Genomic DNA, 23,941 nt, shown 5'->3' with positions numbered 1-23,941 from the left:
TGCCGCATGCTTTTGATCTGCTTTTCGTCCCTGCCCCGTATCCTTGCCAGTTGGCTGATGATGGCCTTGGCCGCCGTGATGCTGTCCGGCTGCGCCCAACGGCCCACCTCGGCGGTGCTGACCCCCGTGGGGTCCGCCATCCCCGAGGCCGAAGTGGTCCGCGTCTACGTCGCCACCAACCGATCGCCCGAGGCTGTCGGGCCCGGCTATGGCACCAACCCCACGTTCGACACCACCTACCTGTATTACGATATCTCGATCCCGCCGGTGCGCAAACCGAACACCGTCAAGTATCTGTCCCGCAAAGTGGACCCCCAGACCCAGTTTCTGGTCGTTGGTTCTGGCGTCATCAGTCGCCCCGAATTCCGCCGGATGATCGAGCGTGACACCCCCGCTGGCGCGCAACCGGGCCTTTATGTGCACGGCTTTAACACCCGCTTCCCCGAGGCCTTGCTGCGTCTGGCGCTGCTGAAATCCGACAGCGGGTTCCAAGGGCCTGCGGTGCTTTTCTCTTGGCCCTCTTATGGGCACCCGCTGGAATACGTAAACGACCGGCAAAGCGCGCTGTTCTCTCGTGATGCGCTTGCCTCGGTGCTCAAGGACATGACGCGGAACGGAAACCGCGCGCTGCTCTTCGCCCACAGCATGGGCGGCTGGCTGTCGGTCGAGGCCTTGCGGACCCTGAAACTCGAGGGTCGCGAGGACGTTCTGGGACGGCTGGAGGTTATTCTGGCAGCCCCCGATATCGACGTGATGGTCTTTGACCAGCAGATGCGGACCATCGGAAATATGGGCCGACCGCTGGTGGTTCTGGTCGCCAGCGATGACAAAGCTTTGGCCATCAGCTCGATGATCGGCACGGGGCGGCCCCGCCTTGGGGCGCTGGCCATTGACTCGCCCGAGGTTCAGAACTCTGCCCGCGCGTCCAACGTGAGGGTGATTGATATCAGCGCCGTCACCGCCGATCCGATTGGTCACAGCCGCTATGTGCCGCTGGCCGCGCTCTATACCAACATCCAAAAAGGCGGGCGCGGAGAGAATGAATTGGTCGTCGCAGGGGCCTATGTCCTGAACACACTGACCACCGAAATCCTGCTAAGGCCCGTGGCAGCGATCACCAAGTAAGCACATCAATGTGTGGGGATTTTTGTGACAATCGGTCGGTGATCGCCTAATCAGGGGCTACCCCTCTGCGATTGGATTTCCGATGCCCCAAGTCGATTCCCGTATGTCCGAGCAAACCCGATTGAACCGCCGCGCCGGACTGGCTTCGGTGGCGGTGGCGGGACTCCTTGTGATCGCCAAGCTTTGGGCGCTGGCGGTGACGGGATCGCTGTCCGTGGGCGCCTCGCTGACCGATAGCAGTCTGGACCTGATGGTCTCTCTGGGGGGGCTTGCTGCCATCGCCTATGCGGCCCGCCCGCCGGACGAGGACCACGCCTATGGCCACACCTCGGCCGAGGATTTGGCGGCCCTTGCGCAATCTGCATTCATTCTGGTGTCGGGCGTCGTCATTCTGTTCGCCGCTGTCGGGCGTCTGATGGACCCGACCAAATCGGAACTCGCGTCCGAGGCGGCAGGCGTTGCCGTCATGCTGCTGTCGATCGTGCTGACCTTGGCCTTGGTCTGGTACCAGCGCCGCGTGGCCTCTCGGACCGGGAACAAGGTCGTGGCCGCAGACAGCCTGCACTATGTCGGGGATTTGGTGCCGAATATCGGGGCCATAGTCTCGCTTCTCGCGGCGCGCCAACTGGGGCTGACGGCCATCGACAGCGTGGTCGCCATCGGCGCTGCGCTCTTCATGATGTACGGAGCGGTGAAGATCGGGAAATCCGCGATGGACGCCCTGATGGATCGCAAAGCCCCTGACGAAGAGATCGCAGGCATCGCCGAGATCGCAGGCACCTACCCCGGTGTTCTGGGCTTTCATGATCTGAAAACGCGGATGGCTGGGTCGCGGACCTTTGTGACGATCCATATCGAGCTGGACGGTCAGCAATCGCTTTATGATGCGCATGAGATCAGCGCGGGTCTGCGCGCCAAGATCCTGAGCGAATATCCCCACACCGATGTGATGATTCACAAAGACGTCTGGTTCCCGCCCAAGTAGAGTCGGCCTTCCCCGCGGGGAAGACCCTTAGATGCAGGGGATAACCAGACGGACGCGGGTGCCTTTGCCCTCGGTGCTTTCGATTTCGACGTGACCGCCAACATCCTCGGCCAGACCGATGACCGACGACACTCCCAGCCCCGAGCCTTTGCCGCGCCCTTTGGTGGTGAAATACCGCTGACCGACGCGCTCCAGCACTTCGGGGGACATGCCGCAGCCGGTGTCCGCAACAACCAGCACCTGACACATGGGCTGATCGCCAACCGCAGGCACGACGTACTGGCGGATGGTAATCTCGCCCGCGCCTTTGATCGCGTCACGGGCGTTAGCCACCATGTTGAACAAGGCAGAACGCACGCGGATCGGGTCGACCATCACCTTGGTGTCGCTGTCCTGCGTGTCGATCTTCAGGGTGATCTGGCGCGAAACGATGTGATCCAGCAGTTCCAGTTCGCCTTCGACAATCTCGGCCAAGTCCACAGGCTCGCACCCGTTGCCGTCGTCATGGACATAGTCCAGCAGGCGGCGGGTCATGATCCGGCCAGTATTAGCAGAGCGCGACAGACGGCGCACCAGCGCCCCAAGATTGTCGTCCTCTATATGCATGTCCAGAAGACGCGAGATCGCCTCGACCGCAGCCAGCAGGTTGTTGATGTCGTGCACCACGTCCGATGCCAGCTCGCCCATAACGCGCTGACGCTCTGCGCGCTGCTCTGAACTGGCCGTATCCAGCAGAACAGGAGCAGTAGTGTTGTACACAACGCGCTCTGCGCGGGCGTCCTGGGGAATGGGGCGTTCAAGGGTCATGGTGTGGCACCTCGGGCTTAACGCGAATAGTTGCATCCGCGACTTCTTAGATGAGTATTACGCAAACCCCGCTTTCCACATACGCCGATTATTGCAAAGGGGTGTATTCATATATCGAAGGTATGGCATATAACATTTCTGGCCATCCTGTCGTACACCCTGAAACAATCCAATACTACTTGCGGACAATGTTTCCCCAGTATCGTCGCCCTTTGGTTCACTCGCCAAAACTTTTTAACCACTCGCAGGTCCAGTTGGCACGCTTTTGGCTAGGGAAGGGCCATGACCGATATAAAGCACAACTTCGACTTAGCGAATCCCTGCCCCCGCGCTTTCCTGCGCTCAGACCCTCAGACATTAGAGGTTGCGCTGGATTTCGGGGATGGTGAAACGCCCCGTCCTGTCGGTACGCTGACTTGGGACGAAAGCCGCCGTCAGGCGGTCCTTAGGTGGGACGACCGGTTTGTGGCCGACCCTCTGCCTGTGTCCCCCGTTCTGGTGCGCAAACTTGATGGGAGTTTGCGTCCGCGTCAGGGGACCGTCTACGAAGGGGTCCCTGCCCTGCTTGGCGACAGTCTGCCAGATGGGTGGGCCCGCCTGCTGGCAAACTATGAGATCCGCGCCTGTGGGGGTAGTCCTGACCATATCAGCGCCCTGACCCGCCTGTCGCTGGTCGGTCTGCACGGGGTTGGCGCCCTGACCTATCGGCCCGCCTACCCCCTGTCCGAGCCGCGCGCGGTCTCGCTGGAATGGTTCGCCGATCTGGCCGCCGATGTCGGAGAAAGCGTCACCATCGAAGGCCTGACCCGTCTGCGCAATGCCTCTGGCGGGACGCACGGGCAAAAACCCAAACTTCTGGCCCAACTGTCAGCCGACGGCCAAACCCTGCGAAACCACCGCGCCCCCGTCCGCAGAGGATGGAAACAGGTCCTGATCAAGCGGCGCGGACCAGATGATCGTAACGGGATCATCGAGGCAGAGGTCGCATATGGCATGATGGCTCGGGCCGCGGGTATCAACACCACTTGGATGGACATGCTGACCTCGGCCAACCGCGAACGGTATTTCGCGACCGAGCGGTTTGATCGCACCCGACGTGGCAGACTGCATGTGCAAACGGCGGCGGCCTTGTTCGGGGTCGATTTCCGGACGGCCAATCTGGACTACATCGACCTGCTGAAACTGACCCACGCCCTGACGCGGGATCAGAAGCAGGTGCGCCAGATGATGCTGCGGATGATCTTTAACGTGCGGGCCGTGAACCGTGACGATCACCTGAAGAACCACGCCTTCTTGATGAATGCCGAGGGGAAATGGTCTTTGGCCCCGGCCTATGACCTGACCTACAGCCACGGCGCCAGCGGGCTGCATGCCCTGTCCGTCGCGGGCAATCGCAAGCAACCGGGGCGCATCCATTTCCACGATGTCGCCCGCATCGTCGGGATTGAACGCGAGGACATCTGGGACATGATCTCGGCTGTTGATGCCGCCCTCGCCCGATGGCCCGAATTCTCGGAGGCTTGCTCTGTGCCGCGCCTGCTGCGGAACGCTATCCAGGACGACATCGAACGCGCCCGCACCTGGACCTGAAGTCACCAAGAGCCGCTCAGCTCTCCCCCGTGCCGTTGGCGCGGGGGTTTTTCGTTCCTATATCTGCATCAAAGGACACACCCCATTTCAGAGGTGAACCGATGGGATATTTGAAAACTGCTTTACTGATGGCCGCGATGACCGCCCTATTCATGGGCTTGGGATATCTGCTGGCTGGCACCGGCGGCATGATGATCGCGTTGATCGTGGCGGCTGGTATGAACATCTTTACTTGGTGGAACTCGGACAAGATGGTCCTGCGGATGCACAACGCGCAACTGCTGTCCCCGTCTGACCGCTCCGGCATTCCGCAACTGGTTGCCGACCTGGCTCGCAACGCCGACCTGCCCGTGCCTGCGGTCTATCTGATCGACACACCGCAGCCCAACGCCTTTGCCACCGGCCGCAACCCCGAGAACGCCGCCGTCGCTGTGACCACAGGCATCCTGCGCGTTTTGAGCCGCGAGGAACTGGCCGGCGTGATCGCGCACGAACTGGCGCACATCAAGAACCATGACACAGCCATCATGACTGTCACCGCGACCTTTGCCGGTGCCATTTCGATGCTGGCGAACTTTGCGCTGTTCTTTGGTGGCGGCAACCGTGACGAAGAAGGCAACGGCGGTCTGGGGATCGTCGGCGCGCTGGCGATGATGTTCCTTGCGCCGATGGCAGCGGCTCTGGTCCAGATGGCAATCAGCCGGACCCGCGAATACGAAGCCGACCGGATCGGCGCCGAGATTTGCGGTCATCCTCTGTGGCTGGCCTCGGCTCTGCAGAACATCCAGCGCGGTGCGGCGCAGATCGACAATATGGCGGCCGAGCGTAATCCGGCCACCGCGCATATGTTCATCATTAACCCGCTGCACGGCCGGAAAATGGACAACCTGTTCGCAACGCACCCTGCCACAGAAAACCGTGTCGCCGCCCTGCGCGACATGGCAGCAGGCATGGGCCAGCGCACGCCCGAGGCAACCACCAGCCGCACCCGCGTCCCCCCGACGCCGCGCCATTCCGGCCAGCGACACGGCCCTTGGACCTGATCGGGGAAAAACCTTCCCCACGGGGAAGCTATCGCGGCTTCCCCAAGAATTTTAAGGCGCTCCTATCCCAATCGCGCCTTGCTACGATCCTGCCCCAAAGGTCATACTCGTATTGAAGAATATGTACTGAATCGCAGGCCTTTAAACGATTGTTGGTTGCCAGTTCCCTGCATCGTGGGGAAATCGAGAGTGGACCGTCATCACAACTCCAAATTCGTGGCGCTCTTGGCGAATGCATTGACGTGGCTCGTGCTGCTTCTTTGCTCGGTCGTCATGCTGGGATGGATTTTGGATCTGCCCGCGTTGGTCAAACCGATCCCGAATTCTTCGCCGACCCAAGTTACCACAGCGCTTTCCCTTGGGCTGTGCGCTTTGTCGCCGATCCTTCTCAGGCGGAACATCGCGCCAAGGTGGGCCACCGCCCCGTATGCGCTGGCAATTGTGATCGCGGGCTTGTCTGCGCTGTCCCACTGGTTTGAATGGGCAAGCTTTATAAACGAGCTTGTCCCGTCCGAAGTGCTGGAACGCGGCGCAAAGCCCGGACAGATGTCCCTGATGACGGCGCTCCTCCTGATCTCCATCGCCGGCTACGGCATCACCTATGCCAATCTGCGCGCGACAGCGACATTGACAGTGCTGGGGCAGGCGATCCTTGTCACGCTGCTTGGGGTGACCATCACGTTCATGGGCCTGCAATTCAGCGACCTGAGCGACTTTCTGCACGTTCACGGTGCCACTGGCCCCGGGATATTCACCATCGTAGGGGCGCTGTGTCTGATCCTGACACAAGTCACCACATCCAGTGACGAGCACGGTCTCTATATCCGCCTGACCGACATGACCGAGGTTGTCGCCACAGGCATCATCTGCGGTGTGGTGCTGTTCTACGGCATCGTCGCCACATCGGGACCGCGGGACTTTAGCCAGACCAATCTGGACCGGATGGCCCACTTCATTGAGCATCGCACCGCAGAAATCGCCTCGAGCTTCCACGACGTTGCGGCCGAAGCCTATGTCCCCAAGTCGCCGGATCGGGCAGGGGACGCCAGCTACCTGCGGGCCTGCCGCAATTCCCGAGACACGCTGGTCCTGTCTATTTCCTATCGCTACGGTGCCTTCCGCCAAGTCGATTGCGCCTATTCCGGCACGCATCCCAGCCCCGGCGGAAGCATTTATGCCTATTTCGAGAACGTGGGCCCCGAATGGGGCACCAATAATCCGACCGCCACAGGTTCTTTGATCAAGTATTGTGACGCCGAGACCCGATGCCAGCTTTATGCGACCGTCGCGACCTATGCGAACCAGAGCCAGAGCACCATGCATCTGATCATCCTTAACGTGGGTCTGGCGCTGCGTGACTTTCTGGCCGAAGAACTGGTTGTGGATCGCACGCTGGCGGACCAACAGCTCTATCGCTGGATTTCGACCCTGTCCGAGGACAGCCACCTTCTGGAGGCGCTAGCAAGCTTCGACACCGTTCTGGCCGAGGCCGGATTTTCGCGGTTCCAATTCAAGACCCAGCGTATCCAGACCGCGACCGAGGTTATGACGTTCCTGCTGCTGGCGGCGGTTCTGACGGTCTTTGTGCTCATGCAGATCAACCAGCGCACCTTCTATCAGTTCCGCGAAGCATCGCGCCAACTGTCCATCCGCCAGTACTACAGCCGCCGTTTCGTCTATGCCGCAGCGCATGACCTGCGCGCGCCGTTGCGCGGGATCGAGCAGCTGTCCTCTTGGGCCAAAGACGATTTGGATGACAACGATACCGAGGCCGCGTCCCGCTATATGGGCCTGATCAACTCTCGCATTCATCACCTGAGCCGCTTGATCGAAGGCATTCTGGACCTCGCGCGCCTTGAAAACCGCGAAAGCCAGATCGAATACCAGCCTCTTGCGAATGCGATCGAGGCTGCGGCAAACCTCTACCGGTCGCCCAACATCCGGATCGATACGACCTATTCGCCGACGAACCTGCACATCCAGTATGAATATGACGGTCTGGTGCGGGTGCTGAATAACCTGATCGCCAACGCTGTCAGCCACCACGACAAGGACGAGGTGTACATTCTGATCAGCAGCAACCTCTATCCCGACCGCGTGCGCATTCTGATAGAGGATAACGGCCCCGGCATCCCCGAGAGCCGCCACGAGATGATTTTCGAGCTGTTCCGATCCTATTCTAACAACCAAGGCCACACCGGGGTCGGCATGGGCCTGTCCATGGTCCGGCGCTTGGTCGAGGAATGGGGCGGCTCCATCGGCGTGGTGTCACCCTGCAAGATGGGCCGCGGTGCCCGGTTCGAGATCGAAATTCCGCTGGATCTGGTCTGGAAGCGCGGCGGTTAAGCCAGCCCATCCAAGCGCGCACGCGCTTGCGAGGCCATTTCTGCCAGTAGGGCAGGGGTCAGATCGCTTTCGCGTTCCATATGCTCGATGATCCTGGTCAGCATGGCGCTGAAGTCGCTAATCTGGAACAGTGTCGCGATCCCGTGAAGCTTGTAGGCTAGAAATTTGGCCTGCTCCATGTCGCCATCGGCGACCAGTTGTTCGATCATGTGGACGTCCATCACCATCCTTGCCAAGGCCATGGGGAACAGGTCTTCCAGATCGGGATCTGATGGGTTGCGGTCGTGCAGGGAGTCTAAATCGTCCATTGGGAAACACATTAAATACTGATTTGAGGTACAAATTACCCCCCAATCCAAGTATTGAATAGCGCTAGAAAGGTAGCACTCGGCGCGAGACGGGCCCAGATATCCCCTAAAGATCATAAAAATTCGCTAATCTAAGGGTTATTCAGCCTCTGATTGCATTTTTATCATGTTGATAGGGAGTTCATTGCTTCCAGAAGTGGCGCATTAATCACGTTTTTGGAATATTTCTTTAATGTACGACAACGCCATCGCCTAGCATCCCTTCACTATATACCCTCTCGAATACCAAAATTCGACACATCATATGGTATGCACTGCCCCTTCAGCACTTCCCCACGGGGAAGAAACCGGTGAATGCTCACGCACCTTCTGCAAACTGACCTTTGCACGACCGAAGGTGTGTTTGGACTCTGCTAGCCCCGCCCGCCGCGCTATCCTCCCTACAAAGGCGCCCCCTCACGCGCCGTTGGGAAACAACATGTCCAGATTAACGCCAATTCTCGATCTGATCGATGCTCAGCGCAGACCGATACGTTTGTCGCTGCTCGCGGCGGCGTTGATCGTGCTTGGCGCAACGTTGCTAGGGCAGGGGGGACTGCTGCCATCGCTCGGGGCTTTCAACAGCACTTTGCCCGACGCGATCTCTGTTGCGGCCCTGATGGCATTGTTCGCGTTCGGCACGCGCAGCCATTATGCTCTGCCGATCAACATCTGGCTCGGACGGTTGGTCGCGCTGATCTGCTTATTCAACCTGTGCGCCCTGATGGTCCTCCAAGGTAGCTATCTGGACCCGTCCAAACTGCGCCTCGCCGCCTATCTGATGGACCCGGAAATAGCGTTAACCGTAGGCATGGCCGCGCTCTTTAGCGCCAGTCAAAAACAGACAGAGGCGTTCCGGAACCTGTCGCGTCACATCATGGTGCTGCTGGTCCCGGCCTTTGGCCTGCTTTCGACGACAATCGGGCTTCATGACTCCGCCCACACCGGCAATTGGCAACCGACAAACGGCATGTCTATCCCGCTCGCGATCCTCCTGAGTGTCAGCGCACTCTCGGAACTGGCGCGCTTCTCTCTGACCCGAAACCAGAGGGTCCTAGCGATCTCGCTGCCGCTGCCGGGGATGGCCTATTTCATTCTGTCCGATCTCTATTCCCATCTCGGAGAGAAGCAGATCGGCCTGATCCTGATCGATGTCGCCATCATCGGCTCACTGATCGTGGGGGCGCGCGTCATCGCCGACGCGGTAGACGTCTTCTTTAACATGATGGACCGGCTAGAGCGTCGAAACAGCACACTGATCCGCCAGAACACCGTGATCCAGGACCTCGTCTATGCCTTGGCCCATGACCTACGCTCACCGGCCCGCGGGATCGTTCAAACCGCCGAATGGATGCGCGAGGACATCCGCCATCAGGATCTGGCACAACTGGAGCAAAGGGCAGGGATCATCAGCGAACGTGCCGAGGCCCTTTATGAGCGGCTGGATGCGTTCGTCGAATATGTGCGGCTCGGCAGCTTTGTCGCCCGTCGTCAGGACGTGGCCCTGAACCTGCTGGCTGAAAATCTGGTGGGGGCAATGCCGAATGCGGCGCAGCGGATCATAACCCTTCATGGAGAAGAGCTGATCGTCACGACAGACGAAAGCGCGCTTGCCTCGATCCTGTCCAATCTGCTCGAAAACGCGGTGCGATATGCCGACAGCGCCGCGCCCAAAGTCGAGCTGACTTGGGAGAAAAGAGGCACGGATTTGATGATCCGCGTCACGGATAACGGCCCCGGGCTGCGAAAATCAGCGCACACGAAACTGTTCCAACCCTTCCGCGGGGCCCGCGCCGAGGATGGGATAAACGGCATGGGACTGGCCTATGCGGCCCGCCTGACCGAAGCTTTGGGTGGCAAAATCGCCGTCATCTCCGAACCCGGCCGCAAGGTTGGCACCGAGTTCCGCTGCGAACTTCCCCTGTCAAAACTGGGCCTGACCTAAGACACAAAAAATGCCCCCCGACGAGCGGAGGGCAGTGAGGCAGTTTTTCCCTAATAGGGAACTCTTATTCCAACGCTTCGAGCATCTGACGGATCGCCTGTTCAAGGCGCGACTGATCGATGTTGGAAAAATCTCGGTCCAATTTGATTTCCAGTTTGCCTTGGGCAGCGGTGCACTTGGCGGCACCGTTGGCCATCGGCAGGGCGAAACTGGTCTTGGACGGGGCAGGGCGGGCCGACGTTTTGGCAGCTGTCACCTTTGCGGGGGCGTCTTCTTTGACAAAGCCGCGCAAAATTTCCAGCTCTTCGGCGGCGGTACGGCCCGGATTGGTGTTCAGCGCGAGCGCGATCTTGTCTGCGGCAACGGGATCAGCCTCAATCAGCGACGCTAGGGACAGACCCAAAGCCCGCGGGATGTCCGGCATATATTTCAGACTGCCATCAAGCGCGCGCACCAACCGGATGAAATTCCGAATATAGCTGCGCTTCTGGTAACCGGCCGATTTGAACAGGGTCGCAACGGCTTTGTCGGCGTCACTCTCGTCCGTCTGGGGATCGTTGGCGTATTCCAGCGCCAGCTTCGCCATTTCCGCGAACGAGATGTCCTTGCGAACGAGGTTTTCGTCCACCATCCGGCGATAGAGATCCTCCAGCTTGTCCCCGGGCTCGGTAACAACCGCCGGAATGGCCTGAAAACGCTCGTCTCCGGTGTTTTCGAACAGCTCGCGATAGGCGCTAAGGCGGCGGAAACCCTGAATAAGCTCGTACAGCCCGTCCGAGCGCGCCTCCAGACGGATCGGGTTCGACAACCCGATATCGGCGATCGAGCCTTTCAACTCTGCCAATTCCAGATCGGGCCCTTTGGCACGGTCGCGGGTCAATTTACTGGTCGAAATGGCGTTCAGCGGCACCAATTCCATGACCAAACCCAAGCCTTTGAGCCGGACATGTTCATGGGCCAAGGCGTCATTTTCAGCACGGATCTGCGCTTCGACTTCCTGTCGCTGACGGGTGCTGTTCGCGGCTTCGGAAATGGCAGTTGCCATCGGTCCGCGGCGCGGGGCAGGGGCCTGAGTGGGAACTTGCACCTCGGGGGCTGCGACGGGCAGTTCCTCGGGCATGTTGATGTCGAACATCCGGCGTTTCTTGGCCATGGTCGTTCTCCTCAGATCTTGTCCCAAGCGTTGACGATATTGCCGCGGAATTCCTCGTAGGCGCGGTCAAAGCTGGCACGGGCACGGCGCCACGTCTCGCGGGTCATGTCGCGGTAGTCGATTTCATAGACCGAGGCCAAAAAACGACCCGATTGCTCGACCGCACGGGTCATTTCAACGGGATGTTCGGTGACATGCTCGCCGAACACCTTCTGGAACGCCTCATACATTGCGCGGTGCAGTTCGTTGCCGGTCTCGAAGCGGGTCATCAGGAATTTGATGTCGGCGAAGGCCTTGGGCAGGGTCATGTTGCAGCCCGGAACACTGCCTTGGTATCCGGCGGACAGGTCCTCCAACGCTTCGGCAAGCTGACCGATGAAGCTGGTGGTCGAGTCATATTCCCAATAGCCCGGGCCGGATGGGATATAGAGCATGTCCGCCGCGAAAACTGCATTCATGGACTGATAGCCGATCGCCGGCGGGCAGTCGAAAATGATCAGGTCATAGGCGTCATCGGGCAGGCTGTCCAAATACCGCGAAACGCAGGCAAAGAAGCTCCATTCCGGGTTCAGATGGCGATACTGCGCGCTGGCGAATTCGACGAACGCCGCATTCGCGCAGCTGGGAACAACGTCGATGGTGCTCCACGCCGTGGGCTTGATGAAATCCGCAGGGCGCAGGGCGTCCAGCCCCATTTCGCGGATCGAGGCCGGAATGCTGCGTTGGGGCAGGGCGGTTCCGCTGGCCGCGCCGACAACCGCCGCATTCATCCGGTCGGTTTCGCGGATCAGATCACGGGCCATGATGCCCCAAACGGTGTATTCTTCGGCCACATCGGTCAGGCCCATCGAATGCGAGAGGGTCGCCTGAGGGTCGAAATCCACGAGCAAAACGCGATACCCATCCAGAGCCGCCGCATGGGCAAAATGCAGCGCGACCGTGGATTTCCCCGCGCCGCCTTTGAAGTTGGCAATTGCCGCACGGAAGGCCCGTTTGCCTTCGGGCCTAGGGGGCATCAGCGACTTGCGGTTCACCTTGATCCGGCGGCGCAGTTCGTTGATCTCGTCCAGAGTGAACCAGCGCTGACGGCCATCGGGCTCGACCTCGCCACCGGGCAGGTCAGGGTCCGCGACAAGACGCCCACGAAACGTCGACTGGTTGATCCCGAGGATCAACTCCGAGACTTCCCAGCTCGAGAACCGGCGAAGGCGCTTGATATTCTCCGGGCTGAACGTCTGCTGACGGATCCAGCTCTGAAGTTTCAGCGATTGGGCCTGTAGTTGGCTAAGCTCTTCGTGGGTGTACACGGGCCAGTCTCACAACGTTATTTTCTGCTCTGGATTAATTTACGCTGAAACAACGTCCAACGCAAAACTTTTCGTTCTCGGGAAAAGCGTTTGATGCAGGATTTGGCCCGTACAAACGACCCACATGTTGTGTCGAACGAAAACCTAACATCTCGATTCCCACAACATCCTGCTCAGAACGCTTTTCGACAGAAATCGCGAAATAATCCCGAAGGACGTTTCGCCACCTAGTCGAAGGGCTGAGACGCCAAATCCCGCAGGCTCTAGAAAAACGGCACCGAGCGTCAAGTTGACAGCTGTCAACATTGCCAAGGGCCCGTCAACACGCGTCACCATCAGTTCGCCCTCTCATTCTCGGTGGACAGCAAGGCCATGATCATCGGCCCTGGAGAGAAGGCCCCATCTTCGGCTTTGCTGGTCAATGCACGCAGATAACCGCCCGGACTGCGGATCTCGGACGCCCGTTGAAGGATGCCGACCATGGTAATCGCGGCCGCATCCGCCCCCATCGCGGATTGGGCCCTTTGCCAAGCATCCTCGGAAATCCCGAGCATCGGCCTGACAAAGCTGGCAGCTGCCACAAGTTCCGCCCAACTCGAAATCCCTGACGGAACATAGTCCATCAGATCAGGGCAGGCCTTGAGCACCAAGTAGAGCGGAAGCTTCGGCTTGGCCTTCGGGTCCGGAGTAAGCTCGACCGGCGCCGCCTCTTCCTTTTCTAAGGAAGGTTCAGAATCTTTTTGTTGTAGGTTTGAATATTGTAAGTGCCGCTCATTAAGCGCGGCATTGCCGTTCATATTTTCTGTTTTATTGGCAGAAAGCAGTGTGTTGACGTCCCCAAGCAAAGCTTCGCTTTGACGGTTCAGTTCCGACAACTCATCTGCATAGAGCTTGCGGCGCAAAGTGCGCTGGATCAGACGTAGACGATCCTCTGCTTCGTCCCAGTTCGCTGGGGTCTCTTCTTGTCCAAACTCGATCAGTTTGGCCGCGTCACGCAAACGCAGAACAACCGCCTCTCGCAGACGCTTCAGGCGCAGAGCCGCCGCTCGAGCCTCTGACGCGGCCTGAGCGATCTCGGGCAAGCGCACCAGCAACGGACGCAGATCAAAGCCGAACGCCCGGTCGATCCCCCCGTCCATCCCGCGCGCCGCGTATCGCTTGCCGTTGGGACTGTCGTGACGAATGATCAGTTGCGCTTTGACCAACGCGGCCAGATGCCGGCGCAGCGTGCTTTCTGCCATGCCGTGGGCGCGCTCCGAGAGCACGGCGTTGGATGGAAAGACAATCGTGCCCTCTCCGTCCGAGAGACTGTCGTGCGGATGAAAGCTGACCAGCGCGTGCAGAACCGCCAAGTCGCGATCAGACACGCCGAATGCCATCCGTGCTGCTGTCAGCTCTTTGATGATGGTCCATTTGTCAGGCACGACTTCAGGGATCGGCGCCTCGAGCATAGCCTGAGCCGCCAAGTGACCGGCGGAAACCGGTCGCCGCCCAAAGGGCGTCGTTGAGATGTGTTCCATTTTTTGTCACGACGACACAAAAATCCCGCCCCATCGACTCAACGATGGTTGACAGCTGTCAACTCCCAAGGGTAGGTTCGAAATGCTAAGACGAATTGGCCTCTCGGGATGTATGTCCTGGGGGGTCTTTTCTTTTCTGGTGCCGGGTGTCGTGCCTCCTTTTCTTGTTGCTGCTCTGCGGTCTGTGCCGCGGGTTAATCGCCAGAGTTTTTCAGGAACTCTTGGTGAATCCGGTCGAAGTTCTGGATCAGCCAGTCATCGAAACCATCCTGATCCTTTAGGGTCAGCACGGTCTTGTCGCCCTTGCGGCTAACCTCGCCCAAGGCGGTACCATCCGGGGCGCGCAATTCCTTGGAGGACGAGCGTTTGGGCAGCTTCTCGGGGGCCAGCCCATCGAATACCGACTGAAACCTGTCATCCGAGGTCTTGCCCTCTGCCATCTCGACGATCTGGTCCAAGGGCCGCCCCTTGATCCGCGCGGCCAAGGACAGCCAGCGATCGCGCCCCACACTGGGGGCCGCGCCGATCGCCATGATGATCGGATAGGGGACCGCATCCGTGACCGACAGCATCCGGCTGATCACCGTCTTGTCGATGTGCAGCGCGTCGCAGATCACTTTGCGGTCGAACCCGTTCTCGACCATCTGGCGGGCGAAGTTCGCCTTTTCGATAAAGGTCAGGTCTTTGCGGGCGGCGTTTTCCTGACCCTGCGCGACGATCAGGTCGCGGTCGTTCAGAACACGCACCATTGCACGAACGGGCATCCCCAATTCACGCAGGGCGGCCACACGGCGACGGCCATAGACGATCTCGTAACGGTTTCCGTCCGTCGGCGATTGCCGCAGCAGCACCGGAACCTGCTGACCATATTCACGGATCGAGGCAACCAGCGCGGCCAGTCCCTCGGGATCGTCGTCCAGACGGTCTTTCAGACCCGCGTCGTCGATCAGTTCGGGCGGGATCTCGGCCAAGGCGCGGGTCTTCAGGTCAGCGATCTGCTGGCTCACAGCGCCAATAGCCCCGGTCGTGCGACGGGGCTTTGCGGGGGCAGGGGCATCGGCACCGGCCGGTCCTGATAGATTTCCAAGCAGGTTCTTGCGTGCCATCAGCGTCCCCATGCCTTCTGGATCAGATCCTCGATTTCCGAGTTCACCGAGTTCAGGCTCTCCATCGCGCGCTCATAGGTTGCGCGGTGGAACTGGCCCTTTTCGACCTCATAGAGGGTCTGCTTGGTGATCCCGGCGTCACTGATCGCGGTGGATTTCAGGGCGGTGTGGTTCAGCACATGTTCGCCGAACATCGACCGCATGAAACTGACCATCTGGTTCTGCGGCCCGTCACCGGGCTCATAGCGCGTCACCAAATACCGCAGCCAGTCATAGGACATGTCGCCCCCGGCCTCGGCCACAACGCCGAGAAGGTTCGAGGTCATGAGCAGGAACTGACACATGGACATCACGTCCAGCATCTGCGGATGGACGGTCACCAGTACCGCCGTCGCCGCAGACAAGGCCGACATGGTCAGGAACCCGAGCTGCGGCGGACAGTCGATGACCACCACGTCATAGTTCGCCTCGACCTCGGCTAGCTTCTCGCCCACGCGGGTGAAAAACAGATCGCCCGACCGCTCGGCCAAGGCCTTGGGCGTGTCGTGCTCGAACTCCATCAGGTCCAGATTGCCCGGAATGATGTCGAGGTTGGTAAAGTAAGTTTTCTGGATGACATCTGCCAACGGCACCGGATCGTCATACCGGATCGCATCATAGAGCGTCCCGCCATCGGGCAGATCGAATTCCGGCTGGAACCCGTGCAAGGCCGACAGGCTGGCCTGAGGGTCCAGATCAATCGCCAGCACGCGATACCCGTCCAAGGCCAGCTTCTGCGCCAAATGGGCGGAAGTCGTGGTTTTCCCCGACCCGCCCTTGAAGTTGATCACAGTGATGACCTGTAGGTGGTTCCCTTCGGTCCTGCCCGGCAGATAGGTGCCTGGGACTTTGGCGCCCTTTTCCAGCATCTGCCGCAGGGCCTGAATATCCTCGGTGGAATAGTACCGCCGCCCGCCCGTGCGAATTTCCGGCTCTGGGCCGCGACCATCCAGATGAAGTTTGCGCAGATAAGCGTCTTTGACCCCAAGCAGGGTCGCGACCTCACCGCTGGTGAACTTGCGCAGGGCACGGCGCGTGTCAGGGGGGAACAGCTGCGTGCGATGGGCTTGCAGTCTTTCTGACAAGCTTGCAGCATGCTGCCCGACCAATAGATCTATGCGGCCCTGTTGTGCCATCCGTTCTGTCTGCCCTCGGTGCGATGCCGTTTGTTACGGTAATCGGCGTCATATTCTGTAGTTAGCGTAATTAATGGCCTACGCTCACCGAGTCTGACAAGCACTTTTTGAAAATGCGCGGTTTCCGCACCGGATTCCTAGCCCTTTGGCGAGGATTCATGGGGGTCCGCCCCGCCCAAAGACGGCCCATCGCGCCAGCATCGTCCGACAGAAGCAGAATCGCCAAAAGAAAAACGCCCCGCACGAGGGCGGGGCGTCTGGCCAAAGGCTTGGGTTCCTTCGGGTGTGTCAGGCCGCAGCGCGGGCCGATGTTTTGGCTTCGATCGCTTCGGCGTTCAGGTTCATCACTGCCACCGCGTCAAAGACGTTTACGCGGAACAGGAACGATTTTTTCATCGTCTCAATCATCTCGGCAAAGAAACCGTCGGCTTTCTTGAGGGTCTTCGCGTCCTGGAAGCCGGCCGAGACGACCAACTCCCCAGCTTTGCCAATGATCACCTTGAGATCGATGATGTTCAACTCATCAAGTTGGGTCGCGAGTCCCTCGACCATGAACGGAGCCGCCATTTGTGCCCCTTGGAGGTCGGGAAAACGCAGAATGAGTGATTTGTTCAGCATTTCGGTCTCACGGATTATATGTTGTGTGGCGCGTCTTTAGAAAGAACGGCCCTCCTGAGACAAATTTAAAGCGGAACGGGGTTTTTTAGAATTATCTCGATAGGGCAATGCACCTACCCATGGGGATAGCAATCTATCGTTCTATAGTTCAGGATTTTTTAGCCCCCTGAACATGCGCTGAAAACAAACGATTTTCTTGCGCCATCTCTACAGCCATTAGAGAAATGAAGCCCCCGACCCACAAGACTTAGCGTGGCGGGGGCTGTCAAAAAATCTTCACGAGCCTGAAACTTTTCGCAGGATTAGCCGATTCTGACCCTTACGGGCCGAGAATCCTGCAAGATTCAGGCCCATTCACCGGCGCGGAAAACCGGCACGCGGGTGCCATCCTGCAGAATGCCGTCGATGTCCATTTCACCGCTGCCGATCATCCAGTCGACGTGGATCATGCTGCTGTTCCCGCCGCGCGCCGCGATTTCCTCAGGGCTCAGGTCTCCGCCATTCAGGAAGCATTTGGAATAGCACTGCCCCAGCGCGATGTGGCAGGCGGCGTTCTCGTCATAAAGGGTGTTATAAAACAGCACCCCCGACTGGGAGATCGGCGAAGAGTGCGGCACCAGCGCGACCTCGCCCAAACGGCGTGCGCCTTCGTCGCTGTCCAGCAGCTTTAGCAGGACTGCCTCGCCTTTGGTCGCTTTGGCCTCGACGATCTTGCCAGCCTCGAAACGCACTTCGATCCCGTCGATCAGGCTGCCCTGATGAGACAGAGGCTTGGTCGAGCGGACAACCCCATCGACCCGCGCCGAATGGGGCGTGGTAAAGACTTCTTCGGTCGGGATGTTCGGATTGCAGGTGACGCCGTTGGTCGCGGTCGACGCGCCGCCGTGCCATTCGTGATCCTCGGCCAGTCCAACCACCAGATCGGTTCCGGGCCCTTTGAAGTGCAGAGCGTCGAAGCGCTGGCCGTTCAGCCATTTGGTCCGTTCGCGCAGGGCAGCATTGTGGCCAGTCCAGTTTGCTACCGGATCATCATTCAGCACGCGCGAGGCCGAGAACAGCGCGGTTGCCAACTTTTCCACCGCTTCGGCCTCGGGCAGGTCAGGGAACACACGGGCGGCCCAAGCGGCGGTCGGGTAGCTGACGATCGTCCAGTTGATGTCGAAATTCGCGATCTTTTCCAGCGCGGGTTTATAGGCGATAGAGTTTGCCTTGCCTGCGCGGGCGACCTTTTCGGGGTCTTGCTCGGCCAGCAGCATCGGGTCCTCGCCCACGATGGCCAGACGGGCTGCGTTGTTCTTGTACGCCTCGGCCATACCGGCATAGAGCCAGTCCGCCGCCTTGTCGAAGGACGCGTCATTGGCGTTTTCGAATCGCGCCAAGGCGATTCCCGAATCGGAGAGAATCGGTGTCACCAATCCGGCCCCCGCGCGGTAGGCCGCCGCTGTGATCCGGCGCACCAGCGGCAAAGCCTCGACAGGGGCGGTCAGAACCAGATCCTGTCCCTCTTGCAGGTTCAACCCGACACGAACGGCAACTTCTGCCAGTTTATCAAGAGCTTCGGTCAAAACGGGATCGGTGGTCATGATGGCTCCTTTGAATACCTTGAGGCTCAAGGTGTGGATCACCCGCCCCAAGGTCAAGGGGCCATGCCCGCAGAACAGCCCCCATCACGATGACGCCACGGAAACGGGTAAAAATGATGCTTCCTTCACAGAACTTTAACCCTCTCCGCAGAGAATTGCGCGAATCGACCGGAAACTGCCCCGATTTTGGACGAAACGACGGCAGTCCCCCTTCGATTCGAGAGAACTTCCCGCCCCAATGTCGTTAACTTCCGTCAAATCTGTTGATGGTATTCATAACGAAAGTTGGAGTTGTCGATGACCGAAAAGATCGTCGTCGCATACGACGGTAGCGAAAACGCCCATGACGCGGTGAACTTTGCTCTGTCGATCGCGAAAGCAGCCGGTGCCGACCTTATTGTCGCTCACGTGCTGGAATGGTCGCCCTACTCGTTCCTCACCAAAACCGAGGTCGAAGAGCGTCACAAGCGCCGCAAAGAAGAACTGGAACGCGCCGACAAGGCGATCGTCAGCCCCCTTCTGCAGGAAATCCAGAGCAGCGGCGTAAACGTCGAAGTCATGGTAAAATACGGCCACATCGCAGAGACCCTGCTGGCCATCGTCAAGGACACCGGCGCAAGCCAGCTGATCCTTGGCCGTACGGGTCAGTCCTCGCTGACCTCTCGTCTGTTCGGTTCTGTGGCGGGCTCGCTCGCGCAGGTTGCGCCGGTTCCGGTCACCATCGTTCCGTAACAAACAAAGAATAACAGGGAACTATAATGTATAACAAAATCAAAGCTCCGGTTCTGGGGGCTCTGGCTTCGTGCGCGCTGGCGGCGCCCGCAGCGGCCAGCAACATCGACGAAGCGGTCAACGAAGTTTTCGCAAACTCGACCGGCTGGTTCGTGAACTTCATCTTCAGCCCGTTCCCCGGCACCACCTTCCCTTGGATCGTGGCATGGCTGGTGGTCGCGGCGACCATCTTCACCGTCTATTTCGGCCTGATCCAGCTGCGCGGCTTCAAACATTCGATTGAGCTGGTGCGCGGTGACTATTCGGACCCAAATGACGCGGGCGAAGTGAGCCACTTCCAAGCCTTGGCGACCGCTCTGTCGGGCACCGTTGGTCTGGGGAACATCGCAGGTGTGGCCGTAGCAGTCGGCATCGGCGGTCCGGGCGCGACCTTCTGGATGATTTTGGCCGGCCTGATGGGCATGGCGTCTAAATTCACCGAATGTACGCTGGGTGTGAAATACCGCAACGAATACGCAGACGGCACCGTTTCGGGCGGCCCCATGTACTATATCACCAAAGGTTTCGCTGAACGCGGTCTGCCCGGTGGTAAACCGCTGGCCATCCTGTTCGCGATCTTCTGTATCCTTGGGTCGTTCGGCGGCGGCAACATGTTCCAAGCGAACCAGGCGCACGCACAGCTGACCAACGTTTTTGGCGACTTCCCCGGCTGGATCACAGGCGTTGTCTTCGCAACCATCGTGTTCCTTGTGATCGTCGGCGGTCTGAAATCCATCGCCAGCGTCACCGAAAAAGTCGTCCCCTTCATGGGCGTTCTCTACGTGGGCACCGCGCTGATCATCATCGCGATGAACGCGGACAAGATCGGTTGGGCCTTTGGCCAGATCTTTGACGGCGCTTTCACCGGTCTGGGTGTGGCTGGCGGTCTTGCCGGCGCGCTGATCCAAGGCTTCAAACGCGCTGCATTCTCGAACGAAGCGGGCGTTGGCTCGGCGGCGATCGCGCACTCGGCGGTGCGCACCAGCGAGCCCGTGACCGAAGGCTATGTGTCGCTGCTGGAACCCTTCATCGACACCGTTGTGATCTGTACCATGACCGCTCTAGTCATCATCATCACCGGCCAGCTGGTCATCGACCCCGCAACCGGCCTGTATGTGCTGAACGAATCCGGCTCGATCCAGACCGTTGGCGGCAACAGCGGCGTTGCGCTGACTTCGGCGGCCTTCTCGTCGGCGTTCGGCTGGTTCCGTTATGTGCTGGTGGTTGCGGTTCTGCTGTTCGCGTTCTCGACCATGATCAGCTGGAGCTACTATGGGCTCAAGGCGTGGACCTTCCTGTTCGGTGAAAACAAGGTATCGGATCTGTCGTTCAAACTGATCTTCTGCCTGTTCGTTTGGATCGGCGCGGCAGCCAGCCTTGGTCCGGTCATCGACTTCTCGGACGCATCGATTTTTGCAATGGCGGTGGTGAACATCATCGGTCTGTACTTCTTGATGCCGATCGTGAAGCGTGAACTGACCAGCTACAACGCTCGTCGCAAAACGGGCGAGATTAAGAAGTTCAAGTAATTTCCGGTCTTTTGGTTAACCATTGCGCAGGCCCCGTCCCCAACGCGGGGCCTGTTGCATTTTTATATGGCGAACAATGTTTTGCCCTTCGGCCGGTCAATTTCTCGTGCAAAATGGTCGGGACTGCCCTACCTGTCGAAACAAGGGAATTGATCCAAAGCGCAAGGCCCGCTTTAACAGCGCGGAAGAGCCCGACGCGGACTTAGGCATTCGAGGAGAGATTTTATGGCTGACGGAACCTTTGCAGTTCTTACACTGGCGCTTGGCCTGTTGGATATGGGCACCAATTACTGCCCGACCGGCAGTTGCCTTGGCCCCAACACCGTTGACAGCCGCATGTCCTTCTCCTTGGGCGAGACCTACTTTCAAGAAGAGAACTATGGTCAGGAATTCTATGTCCGCCGTGACACCGCGCTGGCCTACGGTCCGTTCCAAGTCACCTACGGTCTGTCGCTGACCGATACCAACGACGCGTGGGTTGGCGTTGGCCAGTCGTGGGACACGAATTTCGGCGCGGGCTATCTGGAACTGCACGCCATGCCCGGCATCTATATCCAAGGTGACGGCGTCGATCTAGGGGGCCCCATCGAGTTCCGCTCGGGCATCGAACTGGGCTACGAGGCGCGCAACGGTATGCGCATCGGTCTGGGTTATGACCACCGCTCGAACGCGGGCATTTACCACAGCAACATGGGCCTCGAGACGGTCCACCTGCGTGTGTCCATGCCCACCAACTGATCCGGTCGCTTTACGCGATCCCAAGGCCGGCTCTGCCCCACGCAGAGCCGGCTTTGTTGTTTTTGCCCTATGGCAACGGGGCGGCGGTTCTTTGCGGTTCGGGGTTGGAACGGTTTGACACAGGGGCCGATTTATGTGTTTTCCCTTGGGAAAATGCCCTGCGGAAAGCCCGAGTTTTGAAATCTACGCCAGCCGACCTTCTGACCGAAATGGCCACGCCCGTGGCCGCGAAACGACTGGTTGCGGTTGTGGTCACCTACAACCGGCTAACGAAACTGAAGGTCACGCTGGCCCGCCTGCTGGAAAGCCCCGCCCAGGAATTGGCCGCGGTTGTGGTGATCAACAACGCCTCGACGGACGGCACCGGAGACTGGCTGGACGCCTTCGCAGCCGAAACCCTGAGCCAAGGTGAAACCCGCCTCGACATCATCAACAGCGCGGTGAACACTGGCGGGGCAGGGGGCTTTGCCACCGGCATGCGCCGCGCGATGGAGCATCACTCCCCCGACTGGCTGGTCGTGATGGATGACGATGGCCGCCCCGAGCAGGGAGCGTTGAACCGTTTCCAGACCATCCCCGACAGCAAATGGGACGCGATCGCGGCCGCGGTCTATTTCCCCGACGGCCAGATTTGCGAGATGAACCGTCCCTCTCGCAACCCGTTCTGGCACGGCAAAGAATTCCTGCGGACCGCGCTAAAAGGCCGCTCGGGCTTTCACCTGAAAAGCACCCATTACGAAGGTGACGCGATCGGCATCGACGTGACGTCCTTTGTCGGGTTTTTCGTTTCGGCACGGGCTGTCAAAGCGAACGGTTATCCCGATCCGGACCTTTTCATCTATGGCGATGACGGGATTTACACGATCGAACTGACCCAAGCGGGCCACAGCATCGGCTTTGAGCCCCAAATCCGGTTCGAGCATGACATGGCGACCTTCAAAGTCGGCGACGACAATGGCGCCCAACGAGGACGGTTCGTCCCCCTCTGGAAGGTCTACTATTACCATCGCAACCTTCTGATGCTCTATCGCATCGCGGCGGGGCCTTGGTTTTGGTTGGCCATGATGGCGATCATTCCCAAATGGCTGCTGAAAACCCGCGCCCATCAAGGCGAACAAAAGGTCTTCCTGCGCCTTCTGATTTTGGCGATCCGCGATGGCTTGGCGGGCCGCAGACACCGCGACCACGCCGAGATCATGAAAATTGCGAGCGGCAGCCGTTAATCGTTCAGCAGATCACGGTGGTACCGGCCCATCAGAATGAGGCCTAGGGTAAGCAGAGTCATCGACAGAAGCATCACATAGGTGACGCTCGTATAAGACGCGTCATAGCTGGAATAGAAGGCCGCCCTGACGATGCCAGTGATGTGGATCAAGGGGTTGTACCACAAGATGTCTCGCGCCAAGGGCGGTAAATCCCTGTAAAGAAACAAGATTCCAGACGCAATAAACAGCGGACGCGTGATAATCGACCAAGTCATGCTCCACAGCGGGTACAGCCCTATGAGCACAGAGTTGATCGTTCCAACACCCAAACCAAGAATGATGGCCAAGCCCACGCCGATCAATGCACTGGGCAAATCGACGGTGGAACGCCCGTCAACTGCAATCCAAACTCCGCCAATCACAATGAACATCACGACGATGTCGGTAAGGCTGTTCAGAAAGAGACGCGCCAATATCGCATCGAGCCAGTTCACGGCAGGAAATTTTAGCAACGATTTGGAGTAGCTGGTCGCGCGGGCAGTGGTGCCCGATATGGTGGTGTACATGCTGAATGGCAATAACCCCGTCGTATAAAAAAGCAGAAAGCTTGTACCCAGCGGCGGCGTTCTGATCATCAGCGAGAAGCCGAACGACAGAAACAGGATCGCAGCAACGGGCTCCAGCAAGCTCCACAGATAACCACCCGGTGTCCGACCGTAGCGCGTAGACATTTCTCGCAGCATCAAGGCGACAATCGTACGGAGTGCTTTGAAATGGCGCTGGGTCCCGCCAGACGGACGCCGCGCCTCGAGGCTCGGCGTGTTGGGGGAAACACGTGGCTTGCGGCGCGCTCCGCCAGCGTTTGTCGAAGTGTTGGTCATGAGCCCCCGCATTCAAAGCAGAAACCGTCTGCCACTGGACGCCTCATAATATGAAACAAAAGGGTTGGAAATACAAAGGCGCGCGATCCAACGCGTTTAAGCCTCAGAAAATCCCCGCTCACATGACAGTGTAGTTGGGCCTAAGACCATCTGCGGGTTTGCATTTC

At 59.2% G+C, this 23,941-nt stretch carries 20 protein-coding genes; 10 read left to right on the top strand and 10 right to left on the bottom strand.

Annotated features, from left to right (window positions below; genetic code table 11):
• Positions 1-6: 6 nt before the first annotated feature.
• The gene (locus HJ536_RS16615; RefSeq protein ID WP_177158577.1) at positions 7-1,125 is read left to right on the top strand and encodes an alpha/beta hydrolase; all 1,119 of its coding nucleotides are present in this window, start codon (positions 7-9) and stop codon (positions 1,123-1,125) included.
• An 82-nt stretch (positions 1,126-1,207) separates the two neighbouring features.
• The gene (locus HJ536_RS16610; RefSeq protein WP_228028768.1) at positions 1,208-2,110 is read left to right on the top strand and encodes a cation diffusion facilitator family transporter; all 903 of its coding nucleotides are present in this window, start codon (positions 1,208-1,210) and stop codon (positions 2,108-2,110) included.
• A 27-nt stretch (positions 2,111-2,137) separates the two neighbouring features.
• Here the strand turns inward: HJ536_RS16610 and HJ536_RS16605 are convergent, their stop codons facing one another.
• Positions 2,138-2,917, bottom strand: coding sequence for a sensor histidine kinase (locus HJ536_RS16605; protein WP_177158576.1), 780 nt, complete (start codon positions 2,915-2,917; stop codon positions 2,138-2,140).
• Between the two features lie 282 nt (positions 2,918-3,199).
• On the opposite strand from HJ536_RS16605, the gene HJ536_RS16600 reads away from it, so the two are divergent.
• The 3 genes from HJ536_RS16600 to HJ536_RS21235 all read left to right on the top strand — a co-directional run bounded on the left by HJ536_RS16600 (position 3,200) and on the right by HJ536_RS21235 (position 7,896).
• On the top strand, positions 3,200-4,507 hold the full coding sequence (locus HJ536_RS16600; protein WP_177158575.1) for a type II toxin-antitoxin system HipA family toxin: 1,308 nt from the start codon (positions 3,200-3,202) through the stop codon (positions 4,505-4,507).
• A gap of 101 nt (positions 4,508-4,608) precedes the next feature.
• Entirely contained in the window at positions 4,609-5,550 is a 942-nt protein-coding gene (gene htpX / locus HJ536_RS16595; protein WP_177158574.1) for a zinc metalloprotease HtpX, read from the top strand.
• Between the two features lie 189 nt (positions 5,551-5,739).
• Positions 5,740-7,896 (top strand): ATP-binding protein, encoded by a 2,157-nt coding sequence (locus tag HJ536_RS21235; RefSeq protein WP_177158573.1) that lies wholly within the window; start codon positions 5,740-5,742, stop codon positions 7,894-7,896.
• Here the strand turns inward: HJ536_RS21235 and HJ536_RS16585 are convergent.
• Positions 7,893-8,204: a hypothetical protein gene (locus tag HJ536_RS16585; protein ID WP_177158572.1), complete on the bottom strand. Its 312-nt coding sequence runs from the start codon at positions 8,202-8,204 to the stop codon at positions 7,893-7,895. The genes HJ536_RS21235 and HJ536_RS16585 overlap by 4 nt on opposite strands.
• 478 nt (positions 8,205-8,682) lie before the next feature.
• On the opposite strand from HJ536_RS16585, the gene HJ536_RS16580 reads away from it, so the two are divergent.
• Complete coding sequence (locus HJ536_RS16580; protein ID WP_177158571.1) at positions 8,683-10,188, top strand: sensor histidine kinase; 1,506 nt, start codon at positions 8,683-8,685, stop codon at positions 10,186-10,188.
• 64 nt (positions 10,189-10,252) lie between these two features.
• Here HJ536_RS16580 and HJ536_RS16575 read toward each other — a convergent pair whose 3' ends face one another.
• The 7 genes from HJ536_RS16575 to HJ536_RS16545 form a co-directional block, all read right to left on the bottom strand.
• Positions 10,253-11,341: a ParB/RepB/Spo0J family partition protein gene (locus HJ536_RS16575; protein ID WP_177158570.1), complete on the bottom strand. Its 1,089-nt coding sequence runs from the start codon at positions 11,339-11,341 to the stop codon at positions 10,253-10,255.
• An 11-nt stretch (positions 11,342-11,352) separates the two neighbouring features.
• Positions 11,353-12,648, bottom strand: a complete 1,296-nt coding sequence (locus HJ536_RS16570; RefSeq protein ID WP_177158569.1) for an AAA family ATPase — start codon at positions 12,646-12,648, stop codon at positions 11,353-11,355.
• A 335-nt stretch (positions 12,649-12,983) separates the two neighbouring features.
• Positions 12,984-14,168 (bottom strand): plasmid replication protein RepC, encoded by a 1,185-nt coding sequence (repC, locus tag HJ536_RS16565; protein WP_177158568.1) that lies wholly within the window; start codon positions 14,166-14,168, stop codon positions 12,984-12,986.
• Between the two features lie 194 nt (positions 14,169-14,362).
• Positions 14,363-15,274, bottom strand: coding sequence for a plasmid partitioning protein RepB (gene repB / locus HJ536_RS16560; protein WP_177158567.1), 912 nt, complete (start codon positions 15,272-15,274; stop codon positions 14,363-14,365).
• A complete protein-coding gene (gene repA / locus HJ536_RS16555; protein ID WP_177158566.1) occupies positions 15,274-16,449 on the bottom strand; it encodes a plasmid partitioning protein RepA in 1,176 nt (391 codons plus the stop codon). Before repA ends, repB begins: the two co-directional genes overlap by 1 nt.
• Positions 16,450-16,737: 288 nt before the next feature.
• Positions 16,738-17,067, bottom strand: a complete 330-nt coding sequence (locus HJ536_RS16550; protein WP_176854628.1) for a hypothetical protein — start codon at positions 17,065-17,067, stop codon at positions 16,738-16,740.
• A gap of 344 nt (positions 17,068-17,411) precedes the next feature.
• Positions 17,412-18,650: an aminopeptidase gene (locus HJ536_RS16545; RefSeq protein ID WP_177158565.1), complete on the bottom strand. Its 1,239-nt coding sequence runs from the start codon at positions 18,648-18,650 to the stop codon at positions 17,412-17,414.
• 297 nt (positions 18,651-18,947) lie between these two features.
• On the opposite strand from HJ536_RS16545, the gene HJ536_RS16540 reads away from it, so the two are divergent.
• The 4 genes from HJ536_RS16540 to HJ536_RS16525 all read left to right on the top strand — a co-directional run bounded on the left by HJ536_RS16540 (position 18,948) and on the right by HJ536_RS16525 (position 22,911).
• Positions 18,948-19,382, top strand: coding sequence for a universal stress protein (locus HJ536_RS16540; RefSeq protein ID WP_176854631.1), 435 nt, complete (start codon positions 18,948-18,950; stop codon positions 19,380-19,382).
• A gap of 26 nt (positions 19,383-19,408) precedes the next feature.
• Positions 19,409-20,950 (top strand): alanine/glycine:cation symporter family protein, encoded by a 1,542-nt coding sequence (locus HJ536_RS16535; protein WP_177158564.1) that lies wholly within the window; start codon positions 19,409-19,411, stop codon positions 20,948-20,950.
• 225 nt (positions 20,951-21,175) lie between these two features.
• Complete coding sequence (locus tag HJ536_RS16530; protein ID WP_177158563.1) at positions 21,176-21,688, top strand: acyloxyacyl hydrolase; 513 nt, start codon at positions 21,176-21,178, stop codon at positions 21,686-21,688.
• Between the two features lie 176 nt (positions 21,689-21,864).
• Entirely contained in the window at positions 21,865-22,911 is a 1,047-nt protein-coding gene (locus tag HJ536_RS16525; RefSeq protein WP_228028767.1) for a glycosyltransferase, read from the top strand.
• Here the strand turns inward: HJ536_RS16525 and HJ536_RS16520 are convergent.
• The gene (locus HJ536_RS16520) at positions 22,908-23,774 is read right to left on the bottom strand and encodes an ABC transporter permease (protein WP_177158562.1); all 867 of its coding nucleotides are present in this window, start codon (positions 23,772-23,774) and stop codon (positions 22,908-22,910) included. The genes HJ536_RS16525 and HJ536_RS16520 overlap by 4 nt on opposite strands.
• Positions 23,775-23,941: the final 167 nt, after the last annotated feature.

Origin of the sequence: Donghicola mangrovi (genome assembly GCF_013377535.1) — a bacterium.
Classification (GTDB): Bacteria; Pseudomonadota; Alphaproteobacteria; order Rhodobacterales; family Rhodobacteraceae; genus Donghicola; species Donghicola mangrovi.
The sequence above is the reverse complement of the archived record's forward strand: the minus strand, read 5'-3'. Positions and strand labels throughout refer to the sequence as shown.

Excerpts from the sequence above, each read along its gene's own strand:
- HJ536_RS16615 (WP_177158577.1), top strand. The coding sequence starts at position 7 with ATGCTTTTGATCTGCTTTTCGTCCCTGCCCCGTATCCTTGCCAGTTGG.
- HJ536_RS16610 (WP_228028768.1), top strand. The coding sequence starts at position 1,208 with ATGCCCCAAGTCGATTCCCGTATGTCCGAGCAAACCCGATTGAACCGC.
- HJ536_RS16605 (WP_177158576.1), bottom strand. The coding sequence starts at position 2,917 with ATGACCCTTGAACGCCCCATTCCCCAGGACGCCCGCGCAGAGCGCGTT.
- HJ536_RS16600 (WP_177158575.1), top strand. The coding sequence starts at position 3,200 with ATGACCGATATAAAGCACAACTTCGACTTAGCGAATCCCTGCCCCCGC.
- htpX (WP_177158574.1), top strand. The coding sequence starts at position 4,609 with ATGGGATATTTGAAAACTGCTTTACTGATGGCCGCGATGACCGCCCTA.
- HJ536_RS16585 (WP_177158572.1), bottom strand. The coding sequence starts at position 8,204 with ATGGACGATTTAGACTCCCTGCACGACCGCAACCCATCAGATCCCGAT.
- HJ536_RS16580 (WP_177158571.1), top strand. The coding sequence starts at position 8,683 with ATGTCCAGATTAACGCCAATTCTCGATCTGATCGATGCTCAGCGCAGA.
- HJ536_RS16575 (WP_177158570.1), bottom strand. The coding sequence starts at position 11,341 with ATGGCCAAGAAACGCCGGATGTTCGACATCAACATGCCCGAGGAACTG.
- repC (WP_177158568.1), bottom strand. The coding sequence starts at position 14,168 with ATGGAACACATCTCAACGACGCCCTTTGGGCGGCGACCGGTTTCCGCC.
- repB (WP_177158567.1), bottom strand. The coding sequence starts at position 15,274 with ATGGCACGCAAGAACCTGCTTGGAAATCTATCAGGACCGGCCGGTGCC.
- repA (WP_177158566.1), bottom strand. The coding sequence starts at position 16,449 with ATGGCACAACAGGGCCGCATAGATCTATTGGTCGGGCAGCATGCTGCA.
- HJ536_RS16550 (WP_176854628.1), bottom strand. The coding sequence starts at position 17,067 with ATGCTGAACAAATCACTCATTCTGCGTTTTCCCGACCTCCAAGGGGCA.
- HJ536_RS16545 (WP_177158565.1), bottom strand. The coding sequence starts at position 18,650 with ATGACCACCGATCCCGTTTTGACCGAAGCTCTTGATAAACTGGCAGAA.
- HJ536_RS16540 (WP_176854631.1), top strand. The coding sequence starts at position 18,948 with ATGACCGAAAAGATCGTCGTCGCATACGACGGTAGCGAAAACGCCCAT.
- HJ536_RS16535 (WP_177158564.1), top strand. The coding sequence starts at position 19,409 with ATGTATAACAAAATCAAAGCTCCGGTTCTGGGGGCTCTGGCTTCGTGC.
- HJ536_RS16530 (WP_177158563.1), top strand. The coding sequence starts at position 21,176 with ATGGCTGACGGAACCTTTGCAGTTCTTACACTGGCGCTTGGCCTGTTG.
- HJ536_RS16520 (WP_177158562.1), bottom strand. The coding sequence starts at position 23,774 with ATGACCAACACTTCGACAAACGCTGGCGGAGCGCGCCGCAAGCCACGT.